The 26959-nt window shown below is 59.7% G+C and carries 24 protein-coding genes and 1 pseudogene; 8 read left to right on the forward strand and 17 right to left on the reverse strand.

Features of this window, described 5'->3' with window-relative positions:
- Nucleotides 1–14 precede the first annotated feature (14 nt).
- A complete protein-coding gene (locus QPK29_RS26990; RefSeq protein WP_036171419.1) occupies nt 15–470 on the forward strand; it encodes an Lrp/AsnC ligand binding domain-containing protein in 456 nt (151 codons plus the stop codon).
- 31 nt (nt 471–501) lie between these two features.
- Here the strand turns inward: QPK29_RS26990 and QPK29_RS26995 are convergent, their stop codons facing one another.
- Nucleotides 502–1482, reverse strand: coding sequence for a LysR family transcriptional regulator (locus QPK29_RS26995; RefSeq protein WP_056133791.1), 981 nt, complete (start codon nt 1480–1482; stop codon nt 502–504).
- A 167-nt stretch (nt 1483–1649) separates the two neighbouring features.
- On the opposite strand from QPK29_RS26995, the gene QPK29_RS27000 reads away from it, so the two are divergent.
- Nucleotides 1650–1880 (forward strand): hypothetical protein, encoded by a 231-nt coding sequence (locus QPK29_RS27000; protein WP_056133788.1) that lies wholly within the window; start codon nt 1650–1652, stop codon nt 1878–1880.
- 557 nt (nt 1881–2437) lie between these two features.
- Here the strand turns inward: QPK29_RS27000 and QPK29_RS27005 are convergent.
- From QPK29_RS27005 to QPK29_RS27030, 6 genes are all read right to left on the reverse strand, one after another.
- A complete protein-coding gene (locus tag QPK29_RS27005) occupies nt 2438–3040 on the reverse strand; it encodes a chalcone isomerase family protein (protein ID WP_056133785.1) in 603 nt (200 codons plus the stop codon).
- Nucleotides 3041–3090: 50 nt separating this feature from the next.
- Nucleotides 3091–4653 carry a methyl-accepting chemotaxis protein gene (locus tag QPK29_RS27010; protein ID WP_371770500.1) on the reverse strand — a complete coding sequence of 521 codons (1563 nt, stop codon included), beginning with the start codon at nt 4651–4653 and terminating at the stop codon, nt 3091–3093.
- A 336-nt stretch (nt 4654–4989) separates the two neighbouring features.
- Nucleotides 4990–5253 carry a YfhL family 4Fe-4S dicluster ferredoxin gene (locus tag QPK29_RS27015; RefSeq protein ID WP_371770501.1) on the reverse strand — a complete coding sequence of 88 codons (264 nt, stop codon included), beginning with the start codon at nt 5251–5253 and terminating at the stop codon, nt 4990–4992.
- Nucleotides 5254–5267: 14 nt separating this feature from the next.
- On the reverse strand, nt 5268–5768 hold the full coding sequence (gene coaD / locus QPK29_RS27020; RefSeq protein ID WP_036237176.1) for a pantetheine-phosphate adenylyltransferase: 501 nt from the start codon (nt 5766–5768) through the stop codon (nt 5268–5270).
- 121 nt (nt 5769–5889) lie between these two features.
- The gene (gene rsmD, locus QPK29_RS27025; RefSeq protein WP_371770502.1) at nt 5890–6531 is read right to left on the reverse strand and encodes a 16S rRNA (guanine(966)-N(2))-methyltransferase RsmD; all 642 of its coding nucleotides are present in this window, start codon (nt 6529–6531) and stop codon (nt 5890–5892) included.
- 18 nt (nt 6532–6549) lie between these two features.
- Complete coding sequence (locus QPK29_RS27030) at nt 6550–7446, reverse strand: DUF6279 family lipoprotein (RefSeq protein WP_056133774.1); 897 nt, start codon at nt 7444–7446, stop codon at nt 6550–6552.
- Nucleotides 7447–7474: 28 nt separating this feature from the next.
- Here QPK29_RS27030 and glmU point away from each other — a divergent pair, with 28 nt between their 5' ends.
- A complete protein-coding gene (gene glmU / locus QPK29_RS27035; protein WP_056133771.1) occupies nt 7475–8851 on the forward strand; it encodes a bifunctional UDP-N-acetylglucosamine diphosphorylase/glucosamine-1-phosphate N-acetyltransferase GlmU in 1377 nt (458 codons plus the stop codon).
- Nucleotides 8852–9103: 252 nt separating this feature from the next.
- Here the strand turns inward: glmU and QPK29_RS27040 are convergent, their stop codons facing one another.
- Nucleotides 9104–9577, reverse strand: coding sequence for an Lrp/AsnC family transcriptional regulator (locus QPK29_RS27040; RefSeq protein ID WP_056133769.1), 474 nt, complete (start codon nt 9575–9577; stop codon nt 9104–9106).
- Nucleotides 9578–9723: 146 nt separating this feature from the next.
- Here QPK29_RS27040 and glmS point away from each other — a divergent pair, with 146 nt between their 5' ends.
- On the forward strand, nt 9724–11553 hold the full coding sequence (gene glmS, locus QPK29_RS27045; protein WP_056133766.1) for a glutamine--fructose-6-phosphate transaminase (isomerizing): 1830 nt from the start codon (nt 9724–9726) through the stop codon (nt 11551–11553).
- 466 nt (nt 11554–12019) lie between these two features.
- Nucleotides 12020–12847 (forward strand): hypothetical protein, encoded by an 828-nt coding sequence (locus QPK29_RS27050; RefSeq protein ID WP_371770503.1) that lies wholly within the window; start codon nt 12020–12022, stop codon nt 12845–12847.
- On the opposite strand, the gene QPK29_RS27055 is transcribed toward QPK29_RS27050, so the two are convergent.
- The 8 genes from QPK29_RS27055 to QPK29_RS27090 form a co-directional block, all read right to left on the reverse strand.
- The gene (locus tag QPK29_RS27055) at nt 12786–13286 is read right to left on the reverse strand and encodes a DUF488 domain-containing protein (RefSeq protein ID WP_371770504.1); all 501 of its coding nucleotides are present in this window, start codon (nt 13284–13286) and stop codon (nt 12786–12788) included. The genes QPK29_RS27050 and QPK29_RS27055 overlap by 62 nt on opposite strands.
- A 233-nt stretch (nt 13287–13519) precedes the next feature.
- Nucleotides 13520–13897, reverse strand: coding sequence for a four-helix bundle copper-binding protein (locus QPK29_RS27060; RefSeq protein WP_371770505.1), 378 nt, complete (start codon nt 13895–13897; stop codon nt 13520–13522).
- A 173-nt stretch (nt 13898–14070) separates the two neighbouring features.
- Nucleotides 14071–14514, reverse strand: coding sequence for a copper-binding protein (locus tag QPK29_RS27065; RefSeq protein WP_371770506.1), 444 nt, complete (start codon nt 14512–14514; stop codon nt 14071–14073).
- Between the two features lie 76 nt (nt 14515–14590).
- Nucleotides 14591–17773, reverse strand: a complete 3183-nt coding sequence (locus QPK29_RS27070; protein WP_371770507.1) for an efflux RND transporter permease subunit — start codon at nt 17771–17773, stop codon at nt 14591–14593.
- Nucleotides 17770–19308, reverse strand: coding sequence for an efflux RND transporter periplasmic adaptor subunit (locus QPK29_RS27075; RefSeq protein WP_400189867.1), 1539 nt, complete (start codon nt 19306–19308; stop codon nt 17770–17772). The genes QPK29_RS27070 and QPK29_RS27075 overlap by 4 nt, the downstream gene beginning before the upstream one ends.
- Nucleotides 19305–20636 (reverse strand): TolC family protein, encoded by a 1332-nt coding sequence (locus tag QPK29_RS27080; protein ID WP_371770508.1) that lies wholly within the window; start codon nt 20634–20636, stop codon nt 19305–19307. Before QPK29_RS27080 ends, QPK29_RS27075 begins: the two co-directional genes overlap by 4 nt.
- A 71-nt stretch (nt 20637–20707) precedes the next feature.
- Nucleotides 20708–21115, reverse strand: coding sequence for a hypothetical protein (locus QPK29_RS27085; RefSeq protein WP_371770509.1), 408 nt, complete (start codon nt 21113–21115; stop codon nt 20708–20710).
- A gap of 199 nt (nt 21116–21314) precedes the next feature.
- Entirely contained in the window at nt 21315–21947 is a 633-nt protein-coding gene (locus QPK29_RS27090; protein ID WP_371770510.1) for a cation transporter, read from the reverse strand.
- 68 nt (nt 21948–22015) lie between these two features.
- Here QPK29_RS27090 and cadR point away from each other — a divergent pair, with 68 nt between their 5' ends.
- From cadR to QPK29_RS27105, 3 genes are all read left to right on the forward strand, one after another.
- Nucleotides 22016–22441 (forward strand): Cd(II)/Pb(II)-responsive transcriptional regulator, encoded by a 426-nt coding sequence (gene cadR, locus QPK29_RS27095; protein ID WP_371770511.1) that lies wholly within the window; start codon nt 22016–22018, stop codon nt 22439–22441.
- A 248-nt stretch (nt 22442–22689) separates the two neighbouring features.
- Complete coding sequence (locus QPK29_RS27100; RefSeq protein ID WP_371770512.1) at nt 22690–25335, forward strand: AAA family ATPase; 2646 nt, start codon at nt 22690–22692, stop codon at nt 25333–25335.
- A 156-nt stretch (nt 25336–25491) separates the two neighbouring features.
- Complete coding sequence (locus tag QPK29_RS27105; RefSeq protein ID WP_371770513.1) at nt 25492–26271, forward strand: GNAT family N-acetyltransferase; 780 nt, start codon at nt 25492–25494, stop codon at nt 26269–26271.
- 45 nt (nt 26272–26316) lie between these two features.
- Here QPK29_RS27105 and QPK29_RS27110 read toward each other — a convergent pair.
- A pseudogene (locus QPK29_RS27110) lies at nt 26317–26699 on the reverse strand (arsenical resistance protein ArsH); the annotation flags it as partial.
- Nucleotides 26700–26959: the final 260 nt, after the last annotated feature.

Genomic DNA, 26959 nt, shown 5'->3' on the forward strand with positions numbered 1-26959 from the left:
TGGAGAGAGAGCACATGCTGGACAAGATCAGCAAGAAAATCCTGGCCGAACTGCAGAGCGACGGGCGTATCAGCAACGTCGAGCTCGCCGCACGGGTCAACCTGTCGCCCGCCGCCTGCCTCGAGCGCGTACGTAAGCTGCACGAGTCCGGCTACATCATGGGCTATACGGCCCAGTTGAATCCGCAGCTGCTGGATGTGTCGCTGCTGGTGTTCATCGAAGTGGTGCTGGACCGCACCACCCCGGAAGTCTTCGACGCGTTCAAGCAGAGCGTGCAATTGATTCCCGAAGTGCTCGAATGCCACATGGTGGCCGGCGGGTTCGATTACCTCGTCAAGGCGCGCGTGAAAGATATGGCAGCTTACCGCGAATTCCTCGGCAAGACACTGCTGCAGAAAGGCGTGCGCGAGACGCACACGTATGCGGTAATGGAAGAAGTCAAGAACACGACCAAGCTGCCCATCAAATGAAAAACGCCCTGGCAGGCAGGGCGTTGTATCTTCAGGCAATCTTTTCCATCTTTTCCGACGTTTCCGACTTTTGCGGAAGCATCTTTTGCGCCGAGGCGGACAGGTTTTCCAGGTTCTTGCGCAGCCAGCGGTGGGCTGGACTGCGGCCGTCGCGTTCGTGCCACAGCATGTCCAGGTGCACGGCCGGCAGCTGGAACGGCAGCTCGCGCCAGATCAGTTGTTCGGCCGCACCGGTCGACGCGATCAGGTGCTTCGGCAACACCGTCACCAGGTCGGAGTTCGCGACCACGCGGCCGGCCGTGAAAAACTGGTTCACGGTCAACAGGATGCGGCGCTCGCGGCCGAGCTGCGCCAGCGCTTCGTCGACGAGGCCGTGGGCGCGGCCCGAGAAGCTCACCAGCAGGTGGTTCGCCTTGCAATAATCGTCGAGGGAGAGCGTGCCCTGTGCGAGCGGGTGATTCTTGCGCATCACGACGACGTATTCTCCCGAATACAGGCGCTCGTGGCGGATCGGCGAACCCGTTTCGTACGACAGCTGGGCCGCAACGCCGGGGAAGAAGCCGACGGCGAGGTCGATGTCGCCGCGCAGCAGCATCGGCCGCGGTTCGCGCGTGGTCAGCGGCACCATGCGGATGTTGACGCCCGGCGCCTCTTTTTCGATCGACCGCACCAGAGAAGGCAGCCACAGGGCGGCAGTGGCGTCGGCCATCGCCATGCGGAACGTCGCCTGGGCCTTGGAAACGTCGAAGGTTTCCGGCATCACGGCCGCTTCCAGCGCGGCCAGCGCCTGGCGCACGGCGGGCCACAGCGCCTCCGCGCGCGGCGTCGGTTTCACGCCGTAGGCCGTGCGGATCAGCAATTCGTCGCCCAGGCTTTCGCGCAGGCGTTTGATGGCGTTCGAGACGGCCGGCTGGGTCATCGCGAGGTGACCGGCGGCGCGTGTCAGGTTTTGCTCGGTCATGACGGCGTCGAAGACGCGGAGCAGGTTCAGATCAAGCGTGAGGAAGCTCATGGGACTCCGTTCAGGACTGGCAGTAAATGGTTTATCGGTACGGTAAGTGTACCCGATTTCCATTCACGATCAATATAATAGCTATTACCAAGTGTAATTAGATTTATATGTTGCGTTGCACTATAGTGACATCGAACGAATAGATCAGCTTGTTACTTAGTCTTCCCATGTCCTTCTCCGACACCCTTTTCCAGACCCCGGTGCTGGCTCTGCCCTTCACCCACTTGCTCTTGTGCATGGTCCAGCTGACCCTGCTGGGCGGCGTGTTGATGTTCTTCCGCCCGCTGCTGGTCGGCATCGTCCGCGCGCTGGTGCTGGTGGTGCGCCCGCGCCCGACGAAGGGCGAACTGGCGGCACGCAGGCAGCGTGCCCAGGCCGCAGCGGTGGGATCGCACTGATCCTTACGGTCTAGTTTACACAGCTTCTTTCCCGAAAGCGGCGCCCGGATAACCGGGCGCCGCTTTTTTTTCGCCCTTACTCTTACCCGCCGCCGGTAACTCGTGGTCGCTCGAGTTGTCAGGCGTCTTTTTGCCCATTTCATTTAACAATTGGTTTCTAAATGAACGTCGTATCAAAAAATCGATGATTCATGAATTGATGAGTTGGCGACTATTTCGCAGAGGAAGGAATCATATTGATGAGAGATGAAGAATATCGATGAATTGGTCAAGTGGCACTCGAAATACAGTGTCTAATGATAAGATATAGATGGATTCACTGTAGTTGTAGCATATATCAACGAAAAATAAGCGAAGTTCATGATTGGTCAGTTCATATCGATGAGTTAAGGTAACTTTCGATTCTGTCGAATGGACGAGCCGCCAGAGGCATCGACGTGCCGGTTGGCACCCCACCTCATCCAAAAATCCGGGTCATGCGCAGTCAAAAAATGAGGGGCGAAAAAAAACGCGGCCGCCGGTTGCCCGGGGCCGCGTTTCGGGGAAAAACGAGTGGATTACTTGGCGTCGCCCAGCAGCGCAGGCTTGAGCGAACGGTCGACGGGCTTGTCGCCCAGCCAGATGCGCAGGATCGCGTTGTAGAAGTTGACGTCGGGGATCGGGCCACCCAGCTTCTTGCCGTTCAGCTCGGCCTGGGTGCCGGTGCCCGGAATCCAGTCCAGGTGCAGCACGTCGCCCTTCTTGAGGCCGTCGACGGACGCGAACAGCTCGCCCATCTTGCTGATCTGGGCCACGATGCGCTGTTTTTCCGCCTTGTCGATGTTCTCGTTCAGGCCATCCATGAAGGCCTTGCCGAAATCCTCGGACGAGATGTCGCGCGCCATCTGCAGGGTCACGCGGCGCGGGCCCTCTTCCTTCAGGATCTCGGCCGTGTTGTTCTTCTTCTCCGGCAGGTACAGGCCGGCCGCGTAGACCTTGACGATGAATTTGGTGCGCATGCCGGCGCCGTTCAGTTTCAGGTCCTTGCCGGCGACCTTCGTCATGTCGTCGAACTTGTAGCCGTTCACGTCGACGACGGCGGCGATGGCCGGCAGGCTGGCGGCCAGGGTGAGAATGGCGCCTGCGAGCAGGCCCTTGATGGCAAATTTACGGGTAGTCATGGTTGTCTCCTTGGTGGGAAAGCTATCGTTGTCAACATCGTGGCCGCCGTTCAGGCCGCGGCCAGCGCCAGGGTAGGTTGGACATTCTGCAGCTTGAACACGCTGACGGCGCGCGCCAGGCGCTGCGCCTGTTCCTGCATCGATGCGGCGGCGGCTGCGGCCTGCTCGACGAGGGCAGCGTTCTGCTGGGTCGTCTCGTCCATCGCGACGATCGTCTGGCTGACCTGGGCGATGCCGGCGCTCTGCTCGAGGCTGGCAGCGCTGATTTCACCCATGATGTCGGTGACGCGGCGCACGCTTTCGACGACCTCTGCCATCGTCACACCGGCCTGCTCGACGAGCGTGCTGCCTTCCTGCACCTTGTCCACGGAATCGCCGATCAGCAGCTTGATTTCCTTGGCGGCCGCGGCCGAGCGCTGTGCCAGGCTGCGCACTTCGGAGGCCACGACGGCAAAGCCGCGTCCCTGCTCGCCCGCACGCGCGGCCTCGACCGCGGCATTCAGGGCGAGGATATTCGTCTGGAAAGCGATACCGTCGATCACGCCGATGATGTCGACGATCTTTTTCGACGACGCCGTGATCGAGCCCATCGTCTCGATGACGTGCGCGACGACGGAACCGCCGCGCGCCGCCACCTCCGACGCCTGGGCCGCCAGTTGATTCGCCTGGCGCGCATTGTCTGCATTCTGCTGCACGGTGCCGGTCAGCGCCCGCATCGAGCTCGACGTTTGCGCCAGGGACATGGCCTGCGATTCCGTGCGCGTCGACAGGTCCTGGTTGCCGGTGGCGATTTCACCGGACGCGCAGGACATCGATTCCGTGCTCGTGCGCACTTCGCCGACGATGCGGATCAGGCTGGCGTTCATGTGGCGCAGCGCTTCCATCATCTGGCCTGCCTCGTCGCGGCTGTCGACGGCGATGGCGCTCGTGAGATCGCCGTCGGCGACACGGCGGGCGATCTCCACCACCTGGCCCAGCGGCCGCGTGATGCTGCGCGTGGCCAACCATGCGACGCCTAGCGACAGCCCGGCCGCGATCGTCGTCAGCGCCAGAATGAGCATCTGCGTGCGCTGCGTGACGGCGGCCGTGTCGGCGCCGGCCTGGTGCATCGCGGCGTTTTGCCAGGCGACGAATTTGTCCAGTTGTTCGAAATAGCGGGTTTGCTGGGGGCGCAGCGAGAACATGAATTTCATCATCGCCTCGTCCTTGCGGTCTTCGTTGACGAGCTTGATGAATGCCGTTTGCGCCGGCAGGAATTTGTTCTGGATGGTGGCCAGCGCTTTCAGGATGTCGGCGGCCTCGGCGTCGCCCGTGCTCCTGGCCAGCTCGGCGACCTGGGCCGTGGCGCTGGCGCTTCTCGCTTCCGTGTTCGCCAGCTCTTTCTTGATCTGGTCCGGATCGGTCATGATGAGGACGTTGAGCATGCTGCGGGTCGCTTCACTCACGTCCTCCTTGATATGGTTGGCCGCGACGGTATTCGCATAGCGCACTTTGACCAGGGTCTCCATTTCCTTGTTCAGGCTGGCAATCCTGACGTATGACAGCCCCGCCAGCAGCACTAGCAAGGCAATGACGACCCCGAACCCGATGGCCAGACGTTGGCCGATACTCATATTTCTAATCATTATTGTGAGTCTCTCCGTCCAAAAAAAAGAATGGGCGTGCTAATTTTGCAAGATAAATATAGCACCGATGTGTTTGGCAAAATTAGAGACTCAAAACTATTTCAATGCTGCAAGAGCACAATCCCGGCCTCGGGCAACATCGGCCCGCGAACGAAGACGTGCCGTTGTTGCGCACCAATGCAGTGCACGAAAAGTGTTGTGTTTTGGAACGTGGATAATGATTGTATGCATAATGAATGAATCTATTGTGCATGCAATCATTGGATGAGGCGTAGCGGATGGCGGACCGCCAAAAGAAAAGCCGGCGCAGGCCGGCTTGTGCGATCAGGCCACTTTGGCCTTTTCGGCAGTCAGGCGTTCGTATTTCGCCTCGAGCTGTTCGCGCGTTTCGCGCCATTCGGGATTGAACGGAATGCAGGCGACCGGGCACACCTGCTGGCATTGCGGCTCATCGAAATGGCCGACGCATTCCGTGCATTTATGCGGATCGATCTGGTAGAACTCCGCGCCCATCGAGATTGCGTCATTCGGGCACTCGGGCTCGCACACGTCGCAATTGATGCAGTCGTCGGTAATCAGTAATGCCATGACTAAATATGACCTCAGGCTTTCGGTGCGGCCGCCATATCGGCGATTTTCTTTTGCAGCCAGCGGTCGACCGAGGGGAACACGAATTTGGATACGTCGCCGCCCAGCATCGCGATCTCGCGCACGATGGTGCCGGAGATGAACTGGTACTGGTCGGACGGCGTCAGGAACAGGGTTTCGACGTCGGGCAACAGGTAGCGATTCATGCCCGCCATCTGGAACTCGTACTCGAAATCGGACACGGCGCGCAGGCCGCGCACGATCACCCGTGCATCGTGCTGGCGAACGAAATCCTTGAGCAGGCCGGAAAAGCTTTCGACCTTCACGTTCGGATAATGGCCCAGCACTTCGTTGGCGATTTCCAGGCGCTCGGCGAGCGAGAAGAAGGGGCGCTTGTTCTTGCTGTCGGCGACCCCGACCACCAGGGTGTCGAACAGACCCGATGCGCGACGCACCAAATCCTCGTGGCCGCGCGTGAGCGGATCGAAAGTTCCTGGATAAACGGCTACAACCATTGCGGCTCCCTGGAGAATGCACCTGAATAGACGCGCATTATGCCTGAAATTTCGGCAGCCGCCCCGGGGTGGGGCCTCTTTTGCTTATTGTTTAAGCAGTTTTGCGCAGAAAAGCGGTGTTTTAACGCAACTTTAACAAGTGGTAGTGCACCATGCCGGCCTTGTCGGCGCGGACCAGTTGCCAGGGCTGCAGCCATTCGGGGACATCCTCGGCCGCCTCATCCGTCTCCGCGAACGGCAGGCGCTCGCCCGATTCGGCATACACGAGACCGCCCTCGTTCAGCAGTTGCGCGCAGAGCGGCAGGGCCTGGACCAGGAAATCCTGCTGGTACGGCGGGTCGAGGAAGATCACGTCGACACGCTGGCCGCGCTGGATGAAGTCGCGCGCCACGGCCAGGGCGTCGGCACGCAGCACGCGCACGTTATCGGCCTTGAGCTTGTCCTTGATCAGTTCGAGCTGGCGCACGACGGGGCCGACGGTGTCGATCATCGTGACGGACCGCGCGCCGCGGCTGGCCGCCTCGAAGCCGAGGGCGCCGCTGCCGGCGAACAGGTCGAGGCAGTCGGCGCGGTCCCAGTCGCCCGTCATCTGGTGGTTGATCCAGTTGAAGACGGTTTCGCGGACGCGGTCGGGGGTCGGACGCAGGCCCAGCGCATCGAGGACGGGCAGCGGGGTGCGCTTCCAGGCGCCGCCGATGATGCGGACTTGCTGCGGCGGGCCCGGGCGGCGGGCGTAGTTAGGGGCGGACTTCTTTTTTTGCATGGCGCGGAATATAGCATCTTATTTCCCGGCCGCGAGAGCGTTAAAGTCGTTGATCCACCCTTGCATGCGTTTCTGCGCATGGGCTTTCTGGTCCGGCGTCGTCAGGCGGATCGCCGTCAGGATGAATTTCGACGTGTTGTCGACATAGGCGTCGAAGAATGCCTTGCGCTCCGGCGCATCCATGCGGTCGAACAAGTCGCGCAGCAGGTCGTGGATCGCCGCCATCGTCTGTTCCTTGTTCAGCTTGTCGCGCTGAATACGCTGCAGCAGCGCGATGATTTTTTTCTGGCGTAATACGCGTTCCTGCAGCCAGACCTCGTTGTCGAGCGGGCGTGCATCGGACGCCTTGCGGAGTGCCGCTTCCTGGTCGCGGCTGAAACTGCCGAACCACAATTCGAGCTGTTCCATCGCCTTTTTATAGCGGGCTTTATGCTGGTCCTCGACGCTGCCGCTCATGAATTTCTTGCGGAAGTCTTCGTTATTTTTCGCGAACTTCTTTTCCATCTGCGCGATCTGGTCCGGCTTGATCGACATCGCCAGGTCGGCCAGATCCGGCAGCGCTTTAAAGGCCAGCAATTCCGTCCGCGCCTTGACGTCGCGGTAGTCGGACAGCAATTCGTCCTGCGTGACATTGCCGTCGCCGAGCTGGCGCTGCATCTTGGTCAGCAGGCCGGCGTAATCGCGCAGCTGCGTCGTGCGGTGCCACTGGAACAGCTTGTCGATATCTTTCTTGACCCAGTCGGACTGGTCGCTGTCGAGATCGAGATACGCGTTCAACCACCAGTACAGCAGCGTGTCACCGTGGTTATAGGTGAACCGGATGGCGCTGCACGCACTCAGCAGCGCCACGAAGGCGATCAGGAACAGCATGCGTACCCGCAGGAACACGGTAGGGGGCGTGTTAAACTTTTTCATCTTTTTTAACTCGTTTTGAGAACGGCCTATGAACGTAGTCATCCTCGCCGCCGGCATGGGAAAGCGCATGCAATCCGCACTGCCGAAAGTCTTGCATCCACTGGCCGGCAAGCCGCTGTTGCAACATGTTATCGATACGGCGCGCAGCCTGAGCCCGAGTAAATTATGCGTGATTTACGGGCACGGCGGCGCAGCGGTGCCGAGTGCGGTTGAAGCCTGGTCCGCCCAGGGCGGCGTCGCGATCGATACGGCCCTGCAGGAACCGCAACTGGGCACCGGCCACGCCGTGATGCAGGCCCTGCCGCAGATCGACGAGAACGCGCCGACGCTCGTCCTGTACGGCGACGTGCCGCTGACGACGGCGGCCTCGCTGCGCCGCCTGGTCGACGCCGCCGGCGACGACAAGCTGGCGATCCTCACGGTCGAACAGGCGAACCCGTTCGGCCTGGGCCGCATCGTCCGCGAGAACGGCAACATCGTGCGCATCGTCGAAGAGAAGGATGCGAATGAAGCCGAGCGTGCCATCAAGGAAATCAACAGCGGCATCATGGTCATTCCGACCCGTCACCTGACGTCCTGGCTCGGCTCGCTGAAGAACAACAATGCACAGGGCGAATATTACCTGACCGACATCGTCGCCCAGGCCGTCGGGGCCGGCGTACCGGTCGTGTCGGCCCAGCCGTCGGCCGAATGGGAAGTGGCCGGCGTGAACAGCAAGGTGCAACTGGCCGAGCTCGAGCGCCGTCACCAGCTGAACATCGCCATTGCCCTCCTCGAAAAGGGCGTGACCCTGATGGATCCGGCGCGTATCGACGTGCGCGGCGAACTCGTCTGCGGACGCGACGTCACCATCGACGTCGGCTGCGTGTTCGAGGGCCGCGTAGTCATCGGCGACGGTGTGACGATCGGTGCCCACAGCGTGTTCGTGAACGCGACCGTCGCCGCAGGCGCCCAGATCAAGCCGTTCTGCCACCTGGAAGACGCCGTCGTGGGCGAAAAATCGATCATCGGTCCGTATGCGCGTTTGCGTCCGGGCACCGAGCTGGGCGAGGACGTCCATGTGGGCAATTTCGTGGAGATCAAGAACAGCAAGGTCGCCGCGCACAGCAAGGCGAACCACCTGGCTTATGTGGGCGATGCCGACGTCGGCTCGCGCGTAAACATCGGCGCGGGCGCGATCACATGCAATTACGATGGTGCCAATAAATTCCGCACGATCATCGAAGACGAAGCCTTCATCGGCAGCGACAGCCAGCTGGTGGCCCCGGTCACGGTCGGCAAGGGCGCGACGATCGGCGCCGGCACCACGCTGACCAAGAATGCGCCGGCCGGCAAGCTGACGATCTCGCGTCCGAAGCAGTTGACGATCGAGAACTGGACGCGTCCGGTCAAGGTCAAGAAATAAGCTTGTCCACCATATACGCACAGGCAATCCACGGCATAAACACAGGGTAATCACAGCCTGGTCCACTGCCTGTGCACAGGGATGTCAACTGCCCGTCCACAATATCATCCACAAAGTCATCCACAGGCCCGCCGCGTTATTCCGGCGGGCCTGATCGTTTCAGAAACCCAGTGAAATACGCCTGTGGCGGGAGATGGCGCTACTGGCTTGTCGATGCGCCAGGAATAAGCGCACAGAGTTATCCACAGGACGTTAGACGGCGATACGCGTTTCGAACTTGCTGCGGAATGTGGAGAAGTAGGCTTTGACGTTACGCACATTGCTGTGCGTGGTGAACAGGCGGTGCGCCAGGGCGTGATACGCCGGCATGTCGGCCACCTGCACGACGAGCACGAAATCCGGTCCGGGCGACACGCGGTAGCACTGCAGCACGGCAGCCTCGTCCGCCACCACCCGCTCGAACTCCGCCATGCGGTCGGCGGCCTGCACGTCCAGCGTGATCTCGACGATGGCGGAGAGACGCGCGCCGACCTTGTCCGGCGTGACGATCGCAACTTGCCGCTCGATAACACCGTTCTCCCTGAGCTGTTTGACACGGCGCAGGCAAGTCGGCGGCGAAATGTGTACCAATTCCGCCAATTCCGCATTGGTCTGCGAGGCATCAACCTGCAGGATGTTCAGGATGCGACGATCCAGATCGTCAAGGTTTGGAGCCTCTTGTGTCATATAAGTAAAATATATCGAGAAAAATGAAAGGATATTTCATGTCGAATGTACGGTGAAATTATCTATCAAAATGAGGTGCACTTAGAAAGCATATTTCGTTTCCTCTACTCTACAGTGCATGGATTAATCGATTTCGGAGGTTTCCCATGTGTGGCATCGTCGGCGCAGTCGCCCAACGCAACATCACCCCAGTGCTCATCGAAGGCCTGAAGCGTCTCGAATACCGCGGCTATGATTCCTGCGGCGTGGCGCTGCACGTGGACGGCCGCCTGGCGCGCTCGCGCAGCACGTCGCGCGTGGCCGATCTGGAAGCGCAAATCCAGGAAACCCACCTGCAAGGCTTCACGGGCATCGCCCACACCCGCTGGGCGACGCACGGCGCGCCGGCCACCAAGAACGCGCACCCGCACTTCTCGCCGAACAGCGACGACGCGCGCATCGCCCTCGTCCACAACGGCATCATCGAGAACCACGACGAGCTGCGCGCCGAGCTGACCGGCCTGGGCTACGTGTTCCAGAGCCAGACCGACACCGAGGTCATCGCCCACCTGGTCGACCACATGTACAACGGCGACCTGTTCGACACCGTGCAGCAGGCCGTCAAGCGCCTGCACGGCGCCTACGCGATCGCCGTGTTCTGCCGCGAAGAGCCGCACCGCGTCGTGGCCGCCCGCCAGGGCTCGCCGCTGATCGTCGGCCTGGGCAAAGGCGAAAACTTCGTCGCCTCCGACGCGATGGCGCTGGCCGGCACCACCGACCAGATCATCTACCTGGAAGAAGGCGACGTCGTCGACCTGCAACTGGCCCGCTACTGGATCGTCGATGCCGAAGGCCGTCCGGCCGAGCGCGAAGTCAAGACCGTGCACGCCCACACCGGCGCCGCCGAGCTGGGCCCGTACCGCCACTACATGCAGAAGGAAATCTTCGAACAGCCGCGCGTCGTCGGCGACACGCTGGAAGGCGTGACGGGCATCATGCCGGAACTGTTCGGCGACCAGGCCTTCCGCGTGTTCAAGGAAATCGACCGCGTGCTGATCCTGGCCTGCGGCACCAGCTACTACGCGGGCCTGACGGCCAAGTACTGGATCGAGTCGGTGGCCAAGCTGCCGGTGAACGTCGAGATCGCCAGCGAATACCGCTACCGCGACAGCGTCCCGCACCCGAACACCCTTGTCGTGACGATCTCGCAGTCCGGCGAAACGGCCGACACGCTGGCCGCGCTGAAGCATGCGCGCAGCCTCGGCATGACGAACACGCTGACGATCTGCAACGTCTCCACGAGCGCAATGGTGCGCGAGTGCAAGCTGGCGTACATCACCCGCGCCGGCGTCGAAGTGGGCGTCGCGTCGACGAAGGCCTTCACGACCCAGCTGGCCGCACTGTTCCTGCTGACCCTGACCCTGGCCCAGGTGAATGGCCGCCTGACCGACGAGCAGGAAGCGAACTACCTGAAGCAGATGCGTCACCTGCCGGTCGCGCTGTCGTCCGTGCTGGCGCTGGAGCCGCAGGTGATCGCATGGGCCGAGGAATTCGCCCGCAAGGAAAACGCCCTCTTCCTGGGCCGCGGCATCCACTACCCGATCGCGCTGGAAGGCGCGCTGAAGCTGAAGGAAATCTCGTACATCCACGCCGAAGCCTACCCGGCCGGCGAACTGAAGCACGGCCCGCTGGCGCTGGTGACGGAAGAGATGCCGGTGGTGACGATCGCCCCGAACGACGCGCTGCTGGAAAAGCTGAAGTCGAACATGCAGGAAGTGCGCGCCCGTGGCGGCCAGCTGTACGTATTCGCCGACGTCGATACCCAGATCATCTCGGGCGAAGGCCTGCACGTGATCCGTCTGCCGGAGCACTACGGCCTGCTGTCGCCGATCCTGCACGTGGCGGCGCTGCAGTTGCTGGCGTATCACACGGCGCTGGCGCGTGGTACGGACGTGGACAAGCCGCGGAATCTGGCGAAGTCGGTTACCGTGGAATAAGCGGCGCGTCGCAGGTCCCGGCACCTGACAAGATCAAATTATGTCTGTCAAAGTCAGATTATGTTTGTCAAATGCGCGGCAAGTTTGTCAAATTTCGACAGATCAATGTTGATGTCCGAGAAGTTTTTGTTCTAAGAGCGTAAGATCCTGACAACCCGCGCCGTGTCCTCATGCATTATTTGAGGAAACGACGTGGGTTAAGACTGCTTCAGTCCTGGCTTTCTCTACGTTTAAGCCCCCCTCTACAAAGCCTTGCTGCTGATCTATACGCAAGATCACAGCTGCTCCGGCTCACCGGCATTCGCTGAGTGAGACCCTCATCTTTGTTTCCACCTTTCGAAGACTGTTGGCTCCAATATGATTTTTGGAGCGACAAATATTGCTTTTCTGCTATAAGTCCAAAAATGGCGTTAAGATATCGAACAGGCAAGGAAGATTTCTGATCAACACTTCAGATATTGTGGCTATGGCGACCAAAGTCGAACGCATCCTCATTCTGGCGAAAACTTACCCTTCTCCTAGCGCTAAGCACACGGAGACATCCTGCGTTGCTGGGATTAATGAGCATGGTGAAGCCCGGCGGCTGTACCCTGTTCCATTTCGTATGGTTGCCGAAAACCAGCAATTTCAAAAATGGCAATGGATTACTGTACGAATCGAGAAGTCACCGGCCGATCACAGACCCGAAAGTCACAAGGTCTACGTTGACACGATCGAAGTCGGCAACAAGATTCCTACAGCGAATGGCTGGGCTTCGCGTCGCCCTTGGTGGGAAATGCTCCCGATGTTCGACAGCTTCACGACTTTGGACACCGCGCGTGAGCTACAGGACATTAGCCTCGCACTGTTGCGTCCGAAGCGCTTAGTCAAACTGGAAATTTCCCCTGTCGATAACCCGAATTGGACAGAAGAAGAGATGGCTAAGCTGATTCAACAGCAAAGCCAGGGAAACTTGTTTTCTCAAGATGAAGAGCGGAAACAACTGAAACTGCTGGAAAAGTTGCCCTTCGATTTCTACTATCACTATGTCTGTGACACCCCAGACGGCGAGCAAGTGTATAAGCATAAGATCGTCGACTGGGAAGTCGGTATGCTTTACCGCACATGCAAGAGGACCTACGGGACGCAATGGGAGGCCCAGTTCCGTGCGAAACTCGAGCAGGAGTTTGGGAAGAAAGATCTGTTGTTCATGATGGGAAACATCCATCGTTTCCAGCATCAATGGCTCATTATCAGTTTGTTCTACCCGCCAAAGCCGGCTTCATGTGTCGGATCGCAGGTACCTCTGTTTTGAGCGCACTGGCTTGCAAGTGTTCTACTTCAATGCCACTCGCATGTTGAACGGCATCGGCAACGAGGCTGCGGTGACACATGCGGTAGTTGGCCTCGAAACACAAAAGTGCGCAGTGAGCATTCTCTGCCATCTCCGATAGCTGGGAAATTACTTCGCTTTGACTTGCGAGGTAGCGTTTGAAATCTTTCTTGTAGCGTTGCCAGTCACCGTCCAGACGGTATTGATCGCGTATCGATTTTGGGCATCCGAGCTCGGAAATATGCTGATAAGCAAAGCCGTTGGTGTTGAGGATTTCGCGGAGCCCGTTCTTCGAGAAACCCTTTTTGCGAGAAAGCGGCAGTTCGCGAATGTCGACTACAGTCTCCACATTGCCCAGTCTGAGCAGTGTTAGAAAATTTTCAATGTCGAGACCTTCGTAGCCGATGGTGAGAATGCTCATGTGTCGTTCCTTGTAGCTTAGAAGTTTACACGGCGTTTCTCGTCCTGAACAGTTATAAGTTGGGCTAGTGCGGCGGCGAGGTGAAGGTTACAACAGTACTTTCGATGAACTCGCTTTTTGCATTTTGCGAGTGCAAAGGAAGAGGACGTTGTAAGTCTTCATTGCCATTGCCGCCTAGCTCAAACAGTGTCGGCAGATCCTGGGTCCTCCCCTTTATCGGTCTTCCGTTTTCTTTAGTGGGAAGTGGATTGCGAGCCAGCCGACATCTGGCCGGCGGAAGCGGACCGCCCCATACTCCGGCACTCCTGTGCGCACCGGCGGCAAGCCGCTGCGCAATCCTGGCAATGCTGCGCCTGATGTTGGGCACACTCCTCTGTACAAGCCTCGCAGATCTCGGCGCACAGCTGGCAGACTTGCGTTGCGTGCTCGCTAGACCGGCTCATGAATTGGGCGGCCAGGCGGCAAATTGCTGCACATTCATTGTCCAGTTCAATGCAGCGAGCCATCATCTTCGGATCCGGCTCCTGAAGGCAGGCTGCGGCGCAGGTGTCACATGCTTGGGCGCACTCATAACAGGCCTGGATACACGATTGGAACTGATTTTGGTTCATAATCTTTCTCCTTGAAGGTTCGTAGACTGGTCACCTCTTCCAGGATTCCGCACGCCTCTAGGCATGTCGCGTGTTTGTCGATGTAGATAGTGTTCGCAGGCGCCACAGCGCCGCGGCGGAGCCATGTGCGACGGACGATGCCACATACCGATCATCCGTCGTGCCTGCAACGCTTACTTCACGGCCGTGATGACGTACTTGTCGTCTTGCTGCACGATCTCGACGTCGACTTTCTTGCCGACCGAAAGTTTGTCGAACAGGGCCTTGTCCTTGACCGCAAAGCCCATCGTCATGGCCGGCCAGTTCAGGCTCTTGACCGGACCATGTGCGAGCGTCACGGTCCCCGCGGCCGGGTCGACGGATTTCACCGTGCCGACGGCCTCGTGGCGGGCCATCTTGCTCCCTTTGTTTGCCTGGTGCATGTCCATGCCCTTCATCATGTCCTGACACGACTTGGCATCCATGTTTTTCATGTCCATGCCCTTCATGTTCATGCCTTTCATCATGTCCTGGCACGACGTCGCGTTCATGCCGGTTTGATTCGACTGCGCCTGCGCGGTGCCCAGGCCGGACACGGCAAGGGCGAGCATCGTGGCGATCAGGGTGTGATGTTTCATCATATTTCCTTTCATATCTCAGTTGAGGTGGGAATGTTTGCAGGCGCAGCGGCACCGATACCGCCTACCTGCCGTGCTATTTCGCATGAATCGTTCGCTCCCCGGTCGCGGGTACCTGGCGCAGAGCGTGCATGCGCCGCGTCTGACGGCGACGCAGCAGCAGGTAGGCCGCGGGCACCACGAACATCGACAGCAGCGGCGCCGTGACCATGCCGCCGACCATCGGCGCGGCGATGCGCTGCATGACTTCGGAACCGGTCCCGGCGCCGATCATGATCGGCACGAGACCCGCGACGATGACGGCGACCGTCATCGCCTTCGGCCGCACGCGCAGGACGGCGCCTTCGCGGATCGCGTCGACCAAGTCGGCTTCGCTGTCGCGCCCGGCCTGGACACGGGTTTCCCAGGCTTGCTTCAGGTACAGCAGCATGATCACGCCGAATTCGGCCGCCACGCCTGCCAGCGCAATGAAGCCGACGCCGCTTGGCACCGACAGGTTGTGCCCGAGGAGCCACAGCAGCCACACGCCGCCGGCCAGCGCGAACGGCAAGGTGGCCATGATGAGAGCCGCTTCGTCGAAGCGTTTGAACGTGAAATAGAGCAGCACGAAGATTATCGCCAGCGTGACCGGGACCACGACCTTGAGCTTCACCGTCGCGCGCTCCAGATACTCGAACTGGCCGGACCACGATACCGAATAGCCGGGCGGCAGCTTGACTTCGCTCACGACGACCTGCTGCATGTCGCGCACTGCGGAGCTGAGATCCCGGCCGCGAATGTCGACGTAGACCCAGCCCGACAGGCGCGCGTTCTCGCTCTTGAGCATCGGCGGTCCATCCTTGATGCGGATTGCCGCGACATCCCCGAGCCGGATCTGCGCGCCGCGTTCGGTCAGGACAGGCAGCTCGCGCAGCTTCTCGACCGAGTCGCGCACCTCGCGCGGATAACGCACGCTGATCGGGAAACGCTGCAGCCCCTCGACCGTCTCGCCGATGTTGTCTCCGCCAATCGCGGACGACACGACGCTTTGCACGTCGGCGATGTTCAGGCCGTAGCGCGCGGCGGTCTCCCGGTCGATCTTCACGTCGATGTAGCGGCCGCCGTTCAGGCGCTCGGCCAGTGCGGACGATACACCCGGTACTTTTTTCACGGCACGCTCGATCTCACCGGTGATGCGGTCGATGACCTTCAAATCGATGCCGGCGATCTTGACGCCGACCGGGCTCTTGATGCCGGTGGCGAGCATGTCGATGCGGTTGCGGATGGGCGGCACCCAGACATTCGACAGGCCCGGGACCCTGACGATGCGGTCCAGTTCCTCGACCAGCTTGTCAGGCGTCATGCCGGGGCGCCACTGGTCGCGCGGCTTGAACTGGATCGTCGTCTCGAACATTTCCAGCGGCGCCGGATCGGTGGCCGATTCCGCGCGGCCGGCCTTGCCGAATACGCTCTGCACTTCCGGAACGGTCTTGATCAGGCGATCGGTCTGCTGCAAGAGTTCGGCCGCCTTGCCGACACCGAGGCCTGGCAGGGCCGAGGGCATGTACAGCAGGTCGCCTTCGTCGAGCGCCGGCATGAACTCGCCTCCCAGGCGCGACAGCGGCCAGACAGTCGCGGCGGCGATCAGGCCCGCGACAATGAGGACGGTCTTCGGACGCCGCAAGACGCGTTCGAGCAGCGGGCGATACAGCCGGATCAGGCCGCGGTTGAGCGGATTGCTCTGCTCGTCCGGGATGCGGCCGCGGATCAGGTAGCCCATCAACACCGGAATCAGCGTTACGGCCAGGCCTGCTGCAGCGGCCATGGCATAGGTCTTCGTGAACGCCAGCGGCGAGAACAGCTTGCCTTCCTGCGCTTCGAGAGTGAACACCGGCACGAACGACAGCACGATGATCAACAGCGAGAAGAACAAGGCCGGACCGACTTCGGCCGCCGCATCGCCGATCACACGCCAGTGGTCATCGCCGGCGAGCTTTTTGCCAGGATGGGCATGGTTCCACGCTTCGATATGCTTGTGCACATTCTCGATCATGACCACGGCCGCATCGACCATCGCCCCAATCGCGATCGCAATCCCGCCGAGCGACATGATGTTCGCATTTACACCCTGGTAGTACATAACCAGGTAAGACGCGAGGATGCCGATCGGCAGTGACACGATCGCCACCAGCGCCGACCGCATGTGGAACAGGAAGATCGCGCAGACCAGTGCGACCACGATGAATTCCTCGATCAGCTTGTGTTCGAGGTTGGCGACTGCGCGCTTGATGAGGCTCGACCGGTCGTAGGTTGGCACGATTTGCACACCCGGCGGCAGGCTCGACTTGAGCTTCTCAAGCTTCGCCTTGACCGCGTCGATCGTCTCGAGCGCATTCTTCCCGGAGCGCATGACGATCACGCCGCCCGCCACTTCGCCTTCGCCATTCAGTTCCGCGATGCCGCGCCGCATTTCGGGACCGATCTGGATACGTGCGACATCGCCGAGTCGTACCGGCACGCCGGCCTCGCTGGTCCTCAACGGGATATTGCGAAAATCGTCGAGCGATTGCAGATAGCCGGAGGCGCGCACCATGTATTCGGCTTCGCCCAGCTCCAGTACCGAACCACCGGTTTCCTGGTTCGCCTTCTGCACGGCGTCGATGATTCTGGCGTGTGAAATATTGAAAGCGCGCATCTTGTCAGGATCGAGCTGGATCTGGTACTGCTTGACCATGCCGCCGATGCTGGCGACTTCCGATACGTTCGGCACCGCCTTCAGTTCGTATTTGAGGAACCAGTCCTGCAGCGCGCGCAACTGTGACAGGTCGAGCTTGCCGCTCTTGTCGACGAGTGCGTACTCGTACACCCAGCCGACTCCGGTAGCGTCCGGCCCGAGCGATGGTTTCGCTTGCGACGGCAGGCGCGACTGCACCTGGTTGAGGTATTCGAGCACCCGCGAACGCGCCCAGTAGGGATCGGTGCCGTCGTCGAATAGGATGTAGACGAACGAGTCGCCGAAAAAGGAATAGCCGCGTACCGTCTTCGCTCCCGGCACGGACAGCATGGTCGTCGTTAATGGATACGTGACCTGGTTCTCGACGATCTGCGGCGCCTGGCCCGGGTAGGTGGTGCGGATGATCACCTGCGTATCCGACAAGTCCGGGATGGCGTCAAGCGGTGTCTTCGACAAAGCCCAGACACCCCAGCCTGTCAGGCCGACAGTGGCCATCAGGACCAGGAAGCGGTTGACGATGGACCAGCGGATCAACTTGGCGATCATTTGCCATCTCCGCTACCGGTTTGCTTGCTGGCCGGTGTGATCGACGTGATCTGGTAGTCGCCCTCGGGGGTCTGGCGGATCTCGAACGTGACCTGGTTGCCGACTGCGATGTCGCGCGGCAAACCACTCGCCGGCAGTTTGAACGGCATCGTCATCGGCCCCCATTGCAGCGTCGGGATCGGCTCGTGCGACAGGGTGATACTGTCGGGATCGATCTTCTCTACGTGACCACGGCCGTGGTGCGTCGGGGCGGCAGCGGGTTTGGCGCCCTCGGCGGTACCGGCATCACCCATGCGTGCAATCGCGCCCTTGAGGCTGGCTTCCGAGTCGACCAGGAACTGCCCGGACGCGACGACCTTCTGGCCGGACGACAGGCCGCTGCGGATCTCGGTCTGGCCATTGGCCTCGCCCCCCGTTTTCACCTCGACTGGAGCGAACTTCCCATCCTCGCTCGCAACGAACACGACGCTGCGCGTGCCGGTCTGGATCACAGCCTCGCTTGGCACCAGCAAGACGGCCTTGCGCGCGGCCGGCGTCAGGCTCACGGTCGCGAACATGCCGGGAACCAGACGGCCTTGCGGGTTGGCCAGCTCGATGCGCGCCTTCAAGGTGCGCGTGGTCGGATTGATTTCCGGCAGGATCGCGCCGACCTTGCCCTGGAAGGTCATCCCCGGCCAGGCGGCGGCGCGTGCCTCGACGGCGCTGCCTGGCCGTACCTGGGCGGCTGCCGCTTCAGGAATCTCGGCATTCACCCAGACAGTGGACAGGCCATTGATGCGGTACAGCGACGCACCGGACATGATGGTCATGCCCTCGCGCACGGCAAGCTCGGCCACCACGCCGGACACTGGTGATGTGATCGTCAAACGCGGATGAACCTTGCCACTTTTCTCAATCTGGCGGATCTGCTCCTCGGTCATGCCAGCCAGGCGCATGCGCTGGCGTGCCGCGTCCGCCAGATCCGCCGACATGCGGCGCGCGGCGAGGTAATCCTCCTGCGCCGCCACCCAGTCGGGGACGTAGATATCGGCCAGCGCCTCGCCCTTGCGGACACGGTCGAGCGGCGCACGTACGTAAAGGCGCTCGACATACCCGTTGGCACGCGCTTGCACGAGGTAGAGATCGCGCTCGTTCCAGGCCACGCTGCCCACCGATTCGAGCGCAGTGGCAAGGCTGCCTTCCTTCACCTCGGCCGTCCGGATGCCGAGGTTTTGCTGTACGCGCGGGCTGATTGCGACTTTGCCGTCGTCGCCGGCTCCGTCGGCATACACCGGCACGAGCTGCATGTCCATGAAGGGCGACTTGCCCGGCTTGTCGAATTTTTGGCCGGGTACCATCGGGTCGTGCCAGTAGAGCACTTTTTTGCCCGTCGCAGGATCAACCTTGTCGCCGCTCGTGGCCGCGGCCCTGCCGCTCGTTGCCGGCATGGCGGCGTGCAGGCCATGCTGCATGCCGGTCCAATACAGGCCACCACCGGCAGCGATCAGGATACCAGCCTCGGCCAACGCGAGGAGGAGGTTCTTTTTCTTGATCATTTCGTGTTCCTGGGGATCGCGGAGGCCGGCATCGCGCCGTTCGAAGTGGGAAAGAGGAAGTTCAGTTGTGCCCACAGCCTGGCGGTGTCGGCTTCGAGTTGCAATCCGGCGAGACGGACGTCGAGTTCGCCACGCCGTGCGGCCAGCACGTCGGCAAGCGTCGCTTTGCCGCCACGGTAGGCAGCCAACGTGGCTTCGCTGCGCTCTTGCGCCAGTGGGATGAGTTCCCGGGAATACCGTGCCAATCGTTCGCGATTGGTCTGCCACTCGGCCACCATGACGCGCGTTTCAGCCGTATGCGCCCGCAGCATCTCGTCGCGCTCGGCACGCGCCTGGTCGGCGCTGGCGAGCTTGGCCGCCAGTTCGCGGTCTTGCCGGTGCTTCTGGTCCCACTGCAGCGGGACCGAGACGCCGACCGAGATCATGTTGGAATAGCCCGGGCCGCGTTGCGCATAGCCGACCTCCACGGTCCAGTCGGACTTCTTGTCGGCCTCGGCCAGCTTCACTTCCGTCGCGGCGACATCGGCCTGCTTGTTGAGGACAGCGATCTCAGGATGATGGGCAAGCTGGGTATCGAGCGAGGCCGGGTCGAGCCGGATGGTGTCAATTGCTGGCTGGCCGGACAGCGGCTCGCCGGCAACGTCGCCGATCCACCGTGCGAGCGTGATCGTTGCGCTGCGCACCCGGCGCGCGGCATCGTCCACGCGATCGTCGAACTGGGCGACGGCGGCCCGGGCAGACAATATATCGGCCTGGCTTCCGCGACCGGCCCGGTAAGCGGCGTCGGCGGCCTCACGTTCAAGCTGCGCCTGGTCGCGCTGTGAGGCGACCACGGAAGCCATTGCTTCGGCATAGTAGCGATCGAGCCAGGCGATGGCCGTCCCGCGTTCGACATCGGCGGTCGTCTTGTCTTTCACGGCCAGCTCTTTTTCCGCTTCGCGCTGGTACCGCTCGGCCCGAAAGGCGCGTTTGTCGGAGCGCGTGATCTCCTGCATCACGCCGATGCGCCGCATTGTCATGAAATCCGCGGTGAGACTTCCACGATCGGGGCCGCTGACCGGCAGGTTGTCGACACCGATCTTGAGTACCGGGTCGGGCATCTGGCCGGCTGCCACCGCCATCTCGCGGGATGCCGTCACGGCAGCATCCTGCGCGGTAATCTGCCGGGAGCGTTCAACGGCAAGACGCTGCGCCGCGACCAGGGTCAATGCATCGGCGGCAAGCGCGGGCGCCGCCAGCGTCAGGGACGTGACCAATACGGCCACGCATCCTGTCAGCGAAAACAGGGGGACGCGCCCGTGACGGCGCGCGGAAAACAGGAAGGACATGCGATCTCCACAAGCGTTGAAATACATCGCGTGCGCAAACGCGCGCGCGGCGAATCAAGCATGTGAAGTTGTCAAATACGGAAGCAGCAGTGGCGTATCGCCATTGTTGGCTCGGTCGCGTGTGATAGCGACGGCATGGCCGTAACGGCACCGGGAGGTGCTACGCCATCATCGAGCAAGACAATCGACAGAACCGGCCCGACCACAAGGAACGGCAGCACCGAGGGCAGATCCGGCTTGTTGAGCGATTGCGGGTCGGCGTGGGTGTGCGCATGACACAAGCTCGGCTGGGCCTTGTCCATGCCTGCGCCCGTGCAGTGATCCATGCCAGCCATCCCGTTGTCGGCTGCCGCCATCGACATGCGCGCCGGCGAAGTCGCGCCGGGGCAGGCGTACGAAGCCAAAGCCAGTTGGGTGAACAGCAAGCTGATCACGGCAATTACGGCGGCAACAAGGCGGGTTGAACGGGACGGTTTCATGGTTCTGGACACTTTGACAAAGATTGTGGCAGCGCGCCGGAGCCAGTGTCAAGGCGTGACGTGATGTAATGCGCTCAAGAGCGCTCTGGTCACCGATGGCAGGCCGCGACAGTCTTTCAGCAATCAAGGACCAGCGTAAACCTTCCCGTTGTGGGAAGGTCAAGGGCTTTGTCGATCTCGTAAGCTGGAAAGCGGCGCGTTAGCGAACGGGCGCAGTTGTCTTCGCCAATTCCAAACGTGCGCGACCCATGATGTCTCGTGCAGCGGAAAGGCCGAGGAACGCCATAATGCTCGCGACTGCGATATCGGGCCAACCTGCTTTCGTGCCGAAGACGCCGATTGCGGCCAGCAGCACGGCCAGGTTGGCAATCATGTCGTTGCGCGTGCACAGCCACACCGAACGCATGTTTGCGTCACCATTACGGAAGGCATACAGCAACAATGCGACTACGCCATTCGCTGCGAAAGCGATGATGCTGATGATGCCCATCGTTTCCGCTTCCGGTACGTGACTTCCCAGCCCGATCCACAACGCCCGGGCCAGCACGAGCACCCCGAATGCTCCCATGATCACGCCTTTCGCGTAGGCCGCGCGCGAACGCCAGATCGTGGCCATCCCCAGCACGAACAGCGACACGGCGTAGTTGCCGGCGTCGCCCAGGAAGTCCATCGAGTCTGCCAGCAGGGAAACCGAACCCGCCTTCATACTGCTGACCAGTTCGACGCCAAACATGAGAATGTTGATGAACAGGGCGACCCATAGAACCCTGCGATAACGATTGTCGGGCGGAGACGATTGTGAACCGCACGATCCAGAGCAGCAAGACGACATAGGAACCTCTACAAGTAATGATCGTATTAGAATCCCTGTAGCTACTACAAGGTCAAGCGGGAGTGCGGATGAACATGCGAATTGGTGAGCTGGGTAAGCTGACGGGGTGCCAGCCGGAGACGATCCGGTTCTATGAGCAGAAGGGGTTGTTGCCGCCTCCGGTTCGATCAAATGCGAACTACCGGCTCTACGACGCCACTCATGCGGAACGTTTGCACTTCATCCGCCGCTGCCGGGCCTTGGGGATGTCGCTGGACGAAGTGCAGATGCTGCTCGATTTTCACGACCAGCCGGATCGGCCTTGCGGCGGGGTGAACGAACTGGTCGACCAGCATATAGGCCAAATCGACCGGCAGATTGCCGAGCTATCTACGCTGCGTGCGGAGCTTTCACAGCTGCGGGCGAAATGCGACTCGACGCGCCCTGCGGCTTCTTGCGAGATATTGAAGCAGCTCAGTGATTCCACCGGACTTCCATACACACATGGGCATTGAAAGCTCAACTAGTCAATCATCTTGGCAAAACCCGTCACCTATTCCTCTTGAGGTGATTGCTATGCAACATGAGCATGGTGGCAAACGCGCTATTCTCAGCGGGGCCCAACCTTAACGGTGCGATGAATAGTCCATCATTGGACTTTTTTTCTATCAAGAAAGCTGTCGGCTTGATAATATATTCCCTTAACTTTTGCGGTTGCATCTAGGGGAATATTGTGTCTTCGAAAAGAGATTTTGAGCGGTTCGTGGCCTGGCTGCACCAGCCGGAAACTGAAGCTCCGCCAGACGTCCGGCGGTTGGCGAATCTAGCGCTTGCCAACTTCGACGAATTGGCGCTGACTTCCCGCCATCGAAGCCAGCGATCTCTCTATTTGGTCGATCTTGCCCGTAGGTCATTTGTACAGACACCTGACGGTCCGCCCGAAATGCAAGCCGTAGCGGCGGATGTAACTTGGCCGTGGCGGCGCCTGCGCCATTTGACGCTTGGACCGTTTCGCGGTTTTCGTACCCCTGAGCCTTTTGATCTGCAAAAGCGGGTCATTCTATTTTACGGACCAAACGGCAGCGGAAAAACTAGCCTATGCGAGGGCTTGGAATACGCCCTGCTTGGTTCGGTGGAAGAGGCAGACACAAAGCGGATCGCTGAGCGCATTTATCTAGAGAACGTTCATGCGCGTCGTTTCCAGGCGCCAGTACTGACGGCGACTGACCACCAAAGCCGGGACGTGCCGGTAACAGCTAACCCCGACACCTACCGGTTCTGCTTCATTGAGAAGAATCGAATCGATGCGTTCTCGCGCATTGCTGCCCGACCGCCGGCGCAACGTACAGAGCTGATCGCCACCTTGTTTGGCATGGACAAATTTAACGAGTTTGTGGGCCAGTTCAACGAATCAATGGACCAGCAGCTTGTCCTAAACGGCGCCAAGCAGCTTCTCTTAACGGCACGGCGTAACGCCTTAGCCGCTGATCAAGCAACGGTCGAAGCCGAACCCCAAGCCTTGCTCGCTTTGTCAATCGAAGAGGCCGCACTCGCTCGTACGTACTCAGAAGGCATGACGTATCCGGACCTCAAGGGCTTAATTGGTAATGCCGAAAACCCCGGTCGCCTGCAGGAACTGGAAGACATCTTGAACGCCGTCCCTCCTGCGGTCCTTGGGTTGACACGGGAAGGGTTGTTGAAGAGCTTCGAGGCGGCCCGTAATGCCAATGATGAAATCGTCAGAATTATCGATAACCTCGGTACTCGCAGCAGCCAAGTTTCCTTCAAAGACCTCTACACCGCAGTGTTGGCACTTCAAGCCATCGAAGGCAACCACTGCCCGGCTTGCGACACGCCTCTTGCTGGTGAGATCCGCGTCGCTACAAATCCTTATGAAAAGGCAGCAACTGGCCTTGCCCAGTTGAAGGAACTCAGCGAGCTCCAGGAAGAACAAAAAGCCGTTCAAGCTAAAGTCTCTACGGTTTCCCGTGAACTTCGCCAGCAACTCGCAACCTTAGCTGCGTTCGTCGTAGCTCAGGATGAACAGGAGACGCCGGTGGGGCAATATTTATGTGACTTAGCGGCCGAGCCCGTTGGAGAGTGGTGGGCTGCAGTTTATCCTGCTAGGGGAGGGCGACAGGAAAATACTCCGGACGATGCTGTGACTGTTGATCATCTTCTAGCCGTTGCCGACCGGGTGGCTACGCAGGACGCAGCCTCGCTCCTGGCTACGCAGGAGCGTCAGCGGCACATCGACGAACGTGATCGGCTGAATGAGTTCCGCCTTTTGCTGCAAGCGCAGGACTTGAAGCGGCAACAACTCATGGATGCCCTAGCTGCGGCGAGGGCGCGGATCGCAGCTTTTGATGTTGACAATGCGGCGCTCATTGGCGAGGTCATTCAAGAGGCGCGGGACATCGAGCGCGACGCCTCAATTAAAGCCGCATACGACCAGTTTCTGGCCCTGCTCCGGAACTATCGAAACCAGCTGCCGAGCACCCTCATGGCGGGTCTTAATGAGAGGGCAATGAACCTCTACAACGAGTTCAATCATAACGATTTGGATTCCGATAAGCTCGCGGCGCTTTATTTGCCGTTGACAGCCGATCAAAAGATCGAGGTTTCATTCCGGGGCAATCCTCAGGTCCGTGTGGACGCTTTGCATGTGCTGAGCGAGGGCCACGTCCGATGCTTGGGCCTTGCAATCTTGTTAGCGAAGAGCCAGAGCAGCCAGTGCCCACTCATTGTGTTCGATGACGTAATCAACGCAATCGACCATGAGCATCGCAGCGGAATCCGGGCTACCGTTTTCGAGAGCGATCATTTCGCCCAAACACAACTCATTGTCACCTGCCACAGCAATGAGTTTATTAAGGATATCCAACAACACTTACCAGCTAATCGACGCAATGATTGTCAAGTCTATCTATTCCGCAATCATGATGGTAATTACCAGCCAAGGGTAACTGGAAACGTCCCATGTCGGAACTACGTGGCGAAGGCCAGGGCATCAAAGGACGCACTTGATGACCGTGAGGCCTTGGCTTCCTCGCGTCAAGCGCTCGAAATGCTGTCTGAGAAGACTTGGCGTTGGCTTGTCAGCCATGACTTGGGCCTCCTGAGTTTGCAGCTTGCCGGCGTAGGTGCAGAGCCCAGTTTGCGCAACCTTTGTGAAGCAATTCTCAAGCGGCTCAACGATTCAGTGAACTTCGCACACGCTAACAAGCCGCTTCTACAAACCGCTTACGGCCGAATTCTGGGCATTCCAGCCGCGAACCTTGTATGGACCTATCTGAATAAAGGAACCCACGAAGAAGCAAACCGGGACGACTTCGATGCTGATTTGGTGGAGTCAGTCGTCCAGACTTTGGAAGTGTTGGATGGACTAGACTTAAGAGCCCGGCGGTAGTGCGTACTGGAAGGGATAATAACTCTTCAACCCTATCATTTCATCACAACCGCACTGTTGACGCTTGGCGTATCGAAGGGATGTTGTAAAGGCAATTACGAGCAACCCTGAATTGACTTTAGGCTCCTGGATTATTTTTCAAACTCAAAGAGAACAGTGAACTCCAATACAGGATATGTACGCGCGGCGCGCGACAGCGATATTCCGATCATAGAAGCTTGGCTACCCAAGGACGAGAGCGTTCCCTCGTTGGCGGTAAATTGGAAGCTCACCAAGAAGGTCTACCAAGAAAGAGGCATGCTCGTTTGGGAAGACGCTACGACAGAGATTCCGGTTGCCTATTTTTGGGGCTCTCTCCACAGTCACGACAGCGTGCTCGAAATTCATCCGGTTTACCGCCGTAGGGGCATCGGCCGAGCATTTGTCGAGCATTTGATCGACAGGTCGCGTGAACAGGGCGAGCCTCTTCTCGAAATCGAATGCGCACCTGAAACCTCTAAAGAGTTCTGGATGGCGATGGGATTCGACGTTCGCGAGCATGGGTGGTCTATGTACGGCCCACAGCTGATCGGACAGAAAATTCTCCGTTTGCCGCGAGAGTTACCAGAAGGACCGCAAATTCCCGTGACTGTGGCATTTCTTCCTGAGTCAGCAGCTTATGATGACTCTATCGTTACGCCGTTGGTAAAGCACGCACTCGTCGGGGCCGTAGGCCGTTCCGGGGGCATCGCACTTAATGAAAGGGTGGCATACTTTGACCTCGACGACGGCAAGGACTTAGTCATTGAAATCGTCGTCGCAGGCAAGAGAGTGTATCGGGGCAAGGCTAAGCACCAAGGAGCAAAAGCGATCGGTGTTGCACCTTGTAAAAGGGGATTCGCGGTGGATACTCTTTATTTTGGTCGCGACGCCTTGGGTTCCTTTATCGACGAGTAGTTCGACTGGGCGGACGTAAAGCATTTCTTTTCGTCCGCAGTCGCCTCACAGTTTATTGATCTGTCGGTTGATGGCCTCGAGTGTTTTTTCATTGCGTTCGCTGTACCGGTGCGTCAGATAATCGGTGTGTCTGCGCATCAATAGCGTGATCTTGAAAAACTCTTCCATGACGTCCACGACACGGCCGTAGTCGGCGGAAGATCGCATGCGGTCGGCTTCGTCGAATTTCTTGTATGCCATCGGTACCCACAATTGGTTCGGGATCGTGGACATGCGCACCCAGCGTCCCAGCAGCCGCAGCGTGTTCACCACGTTGAACGATTGTGAACCGCCGCAGACCTGCATCGCGACCAGGTATGCCCCTGACTCGGCCGCACCGCGCCCTGTTCTACCGGAATTCAGCCGATCTGGTTTTTCATCACTTTCCGTGGTTGCCCCTGATGCGATTGGCTCTTCCAAATATTCAGCCGAGTCTGCATTTCCTTCTTCAGTCGCCTTGATTGCACCGTATCTCGGTATAGACTGATCAAATTGCGCGGGCTGCGCGCCGTGCCAATGCTGTAATTGCTTTGGACGACATGATGAGACGCGTGCCGATCACTTCTGATGACTAAAGTGGACCCATCAGTCAAGACACTCAGCCGGCTAGTTTAAGCTGTGTCCGTTTCCACTTCAGCAGCTGCCCGGC

The organism is Massilia orientalis (genome assembly GCF_030411975.2).
GTDB classification, from domain to species: domain Bacteria; phylum Pseudomonadota; class Gammaproteobacteria; order Burkholderiales; family Burkholderiaceae_D; genus Telluria; species Telluria orientalis.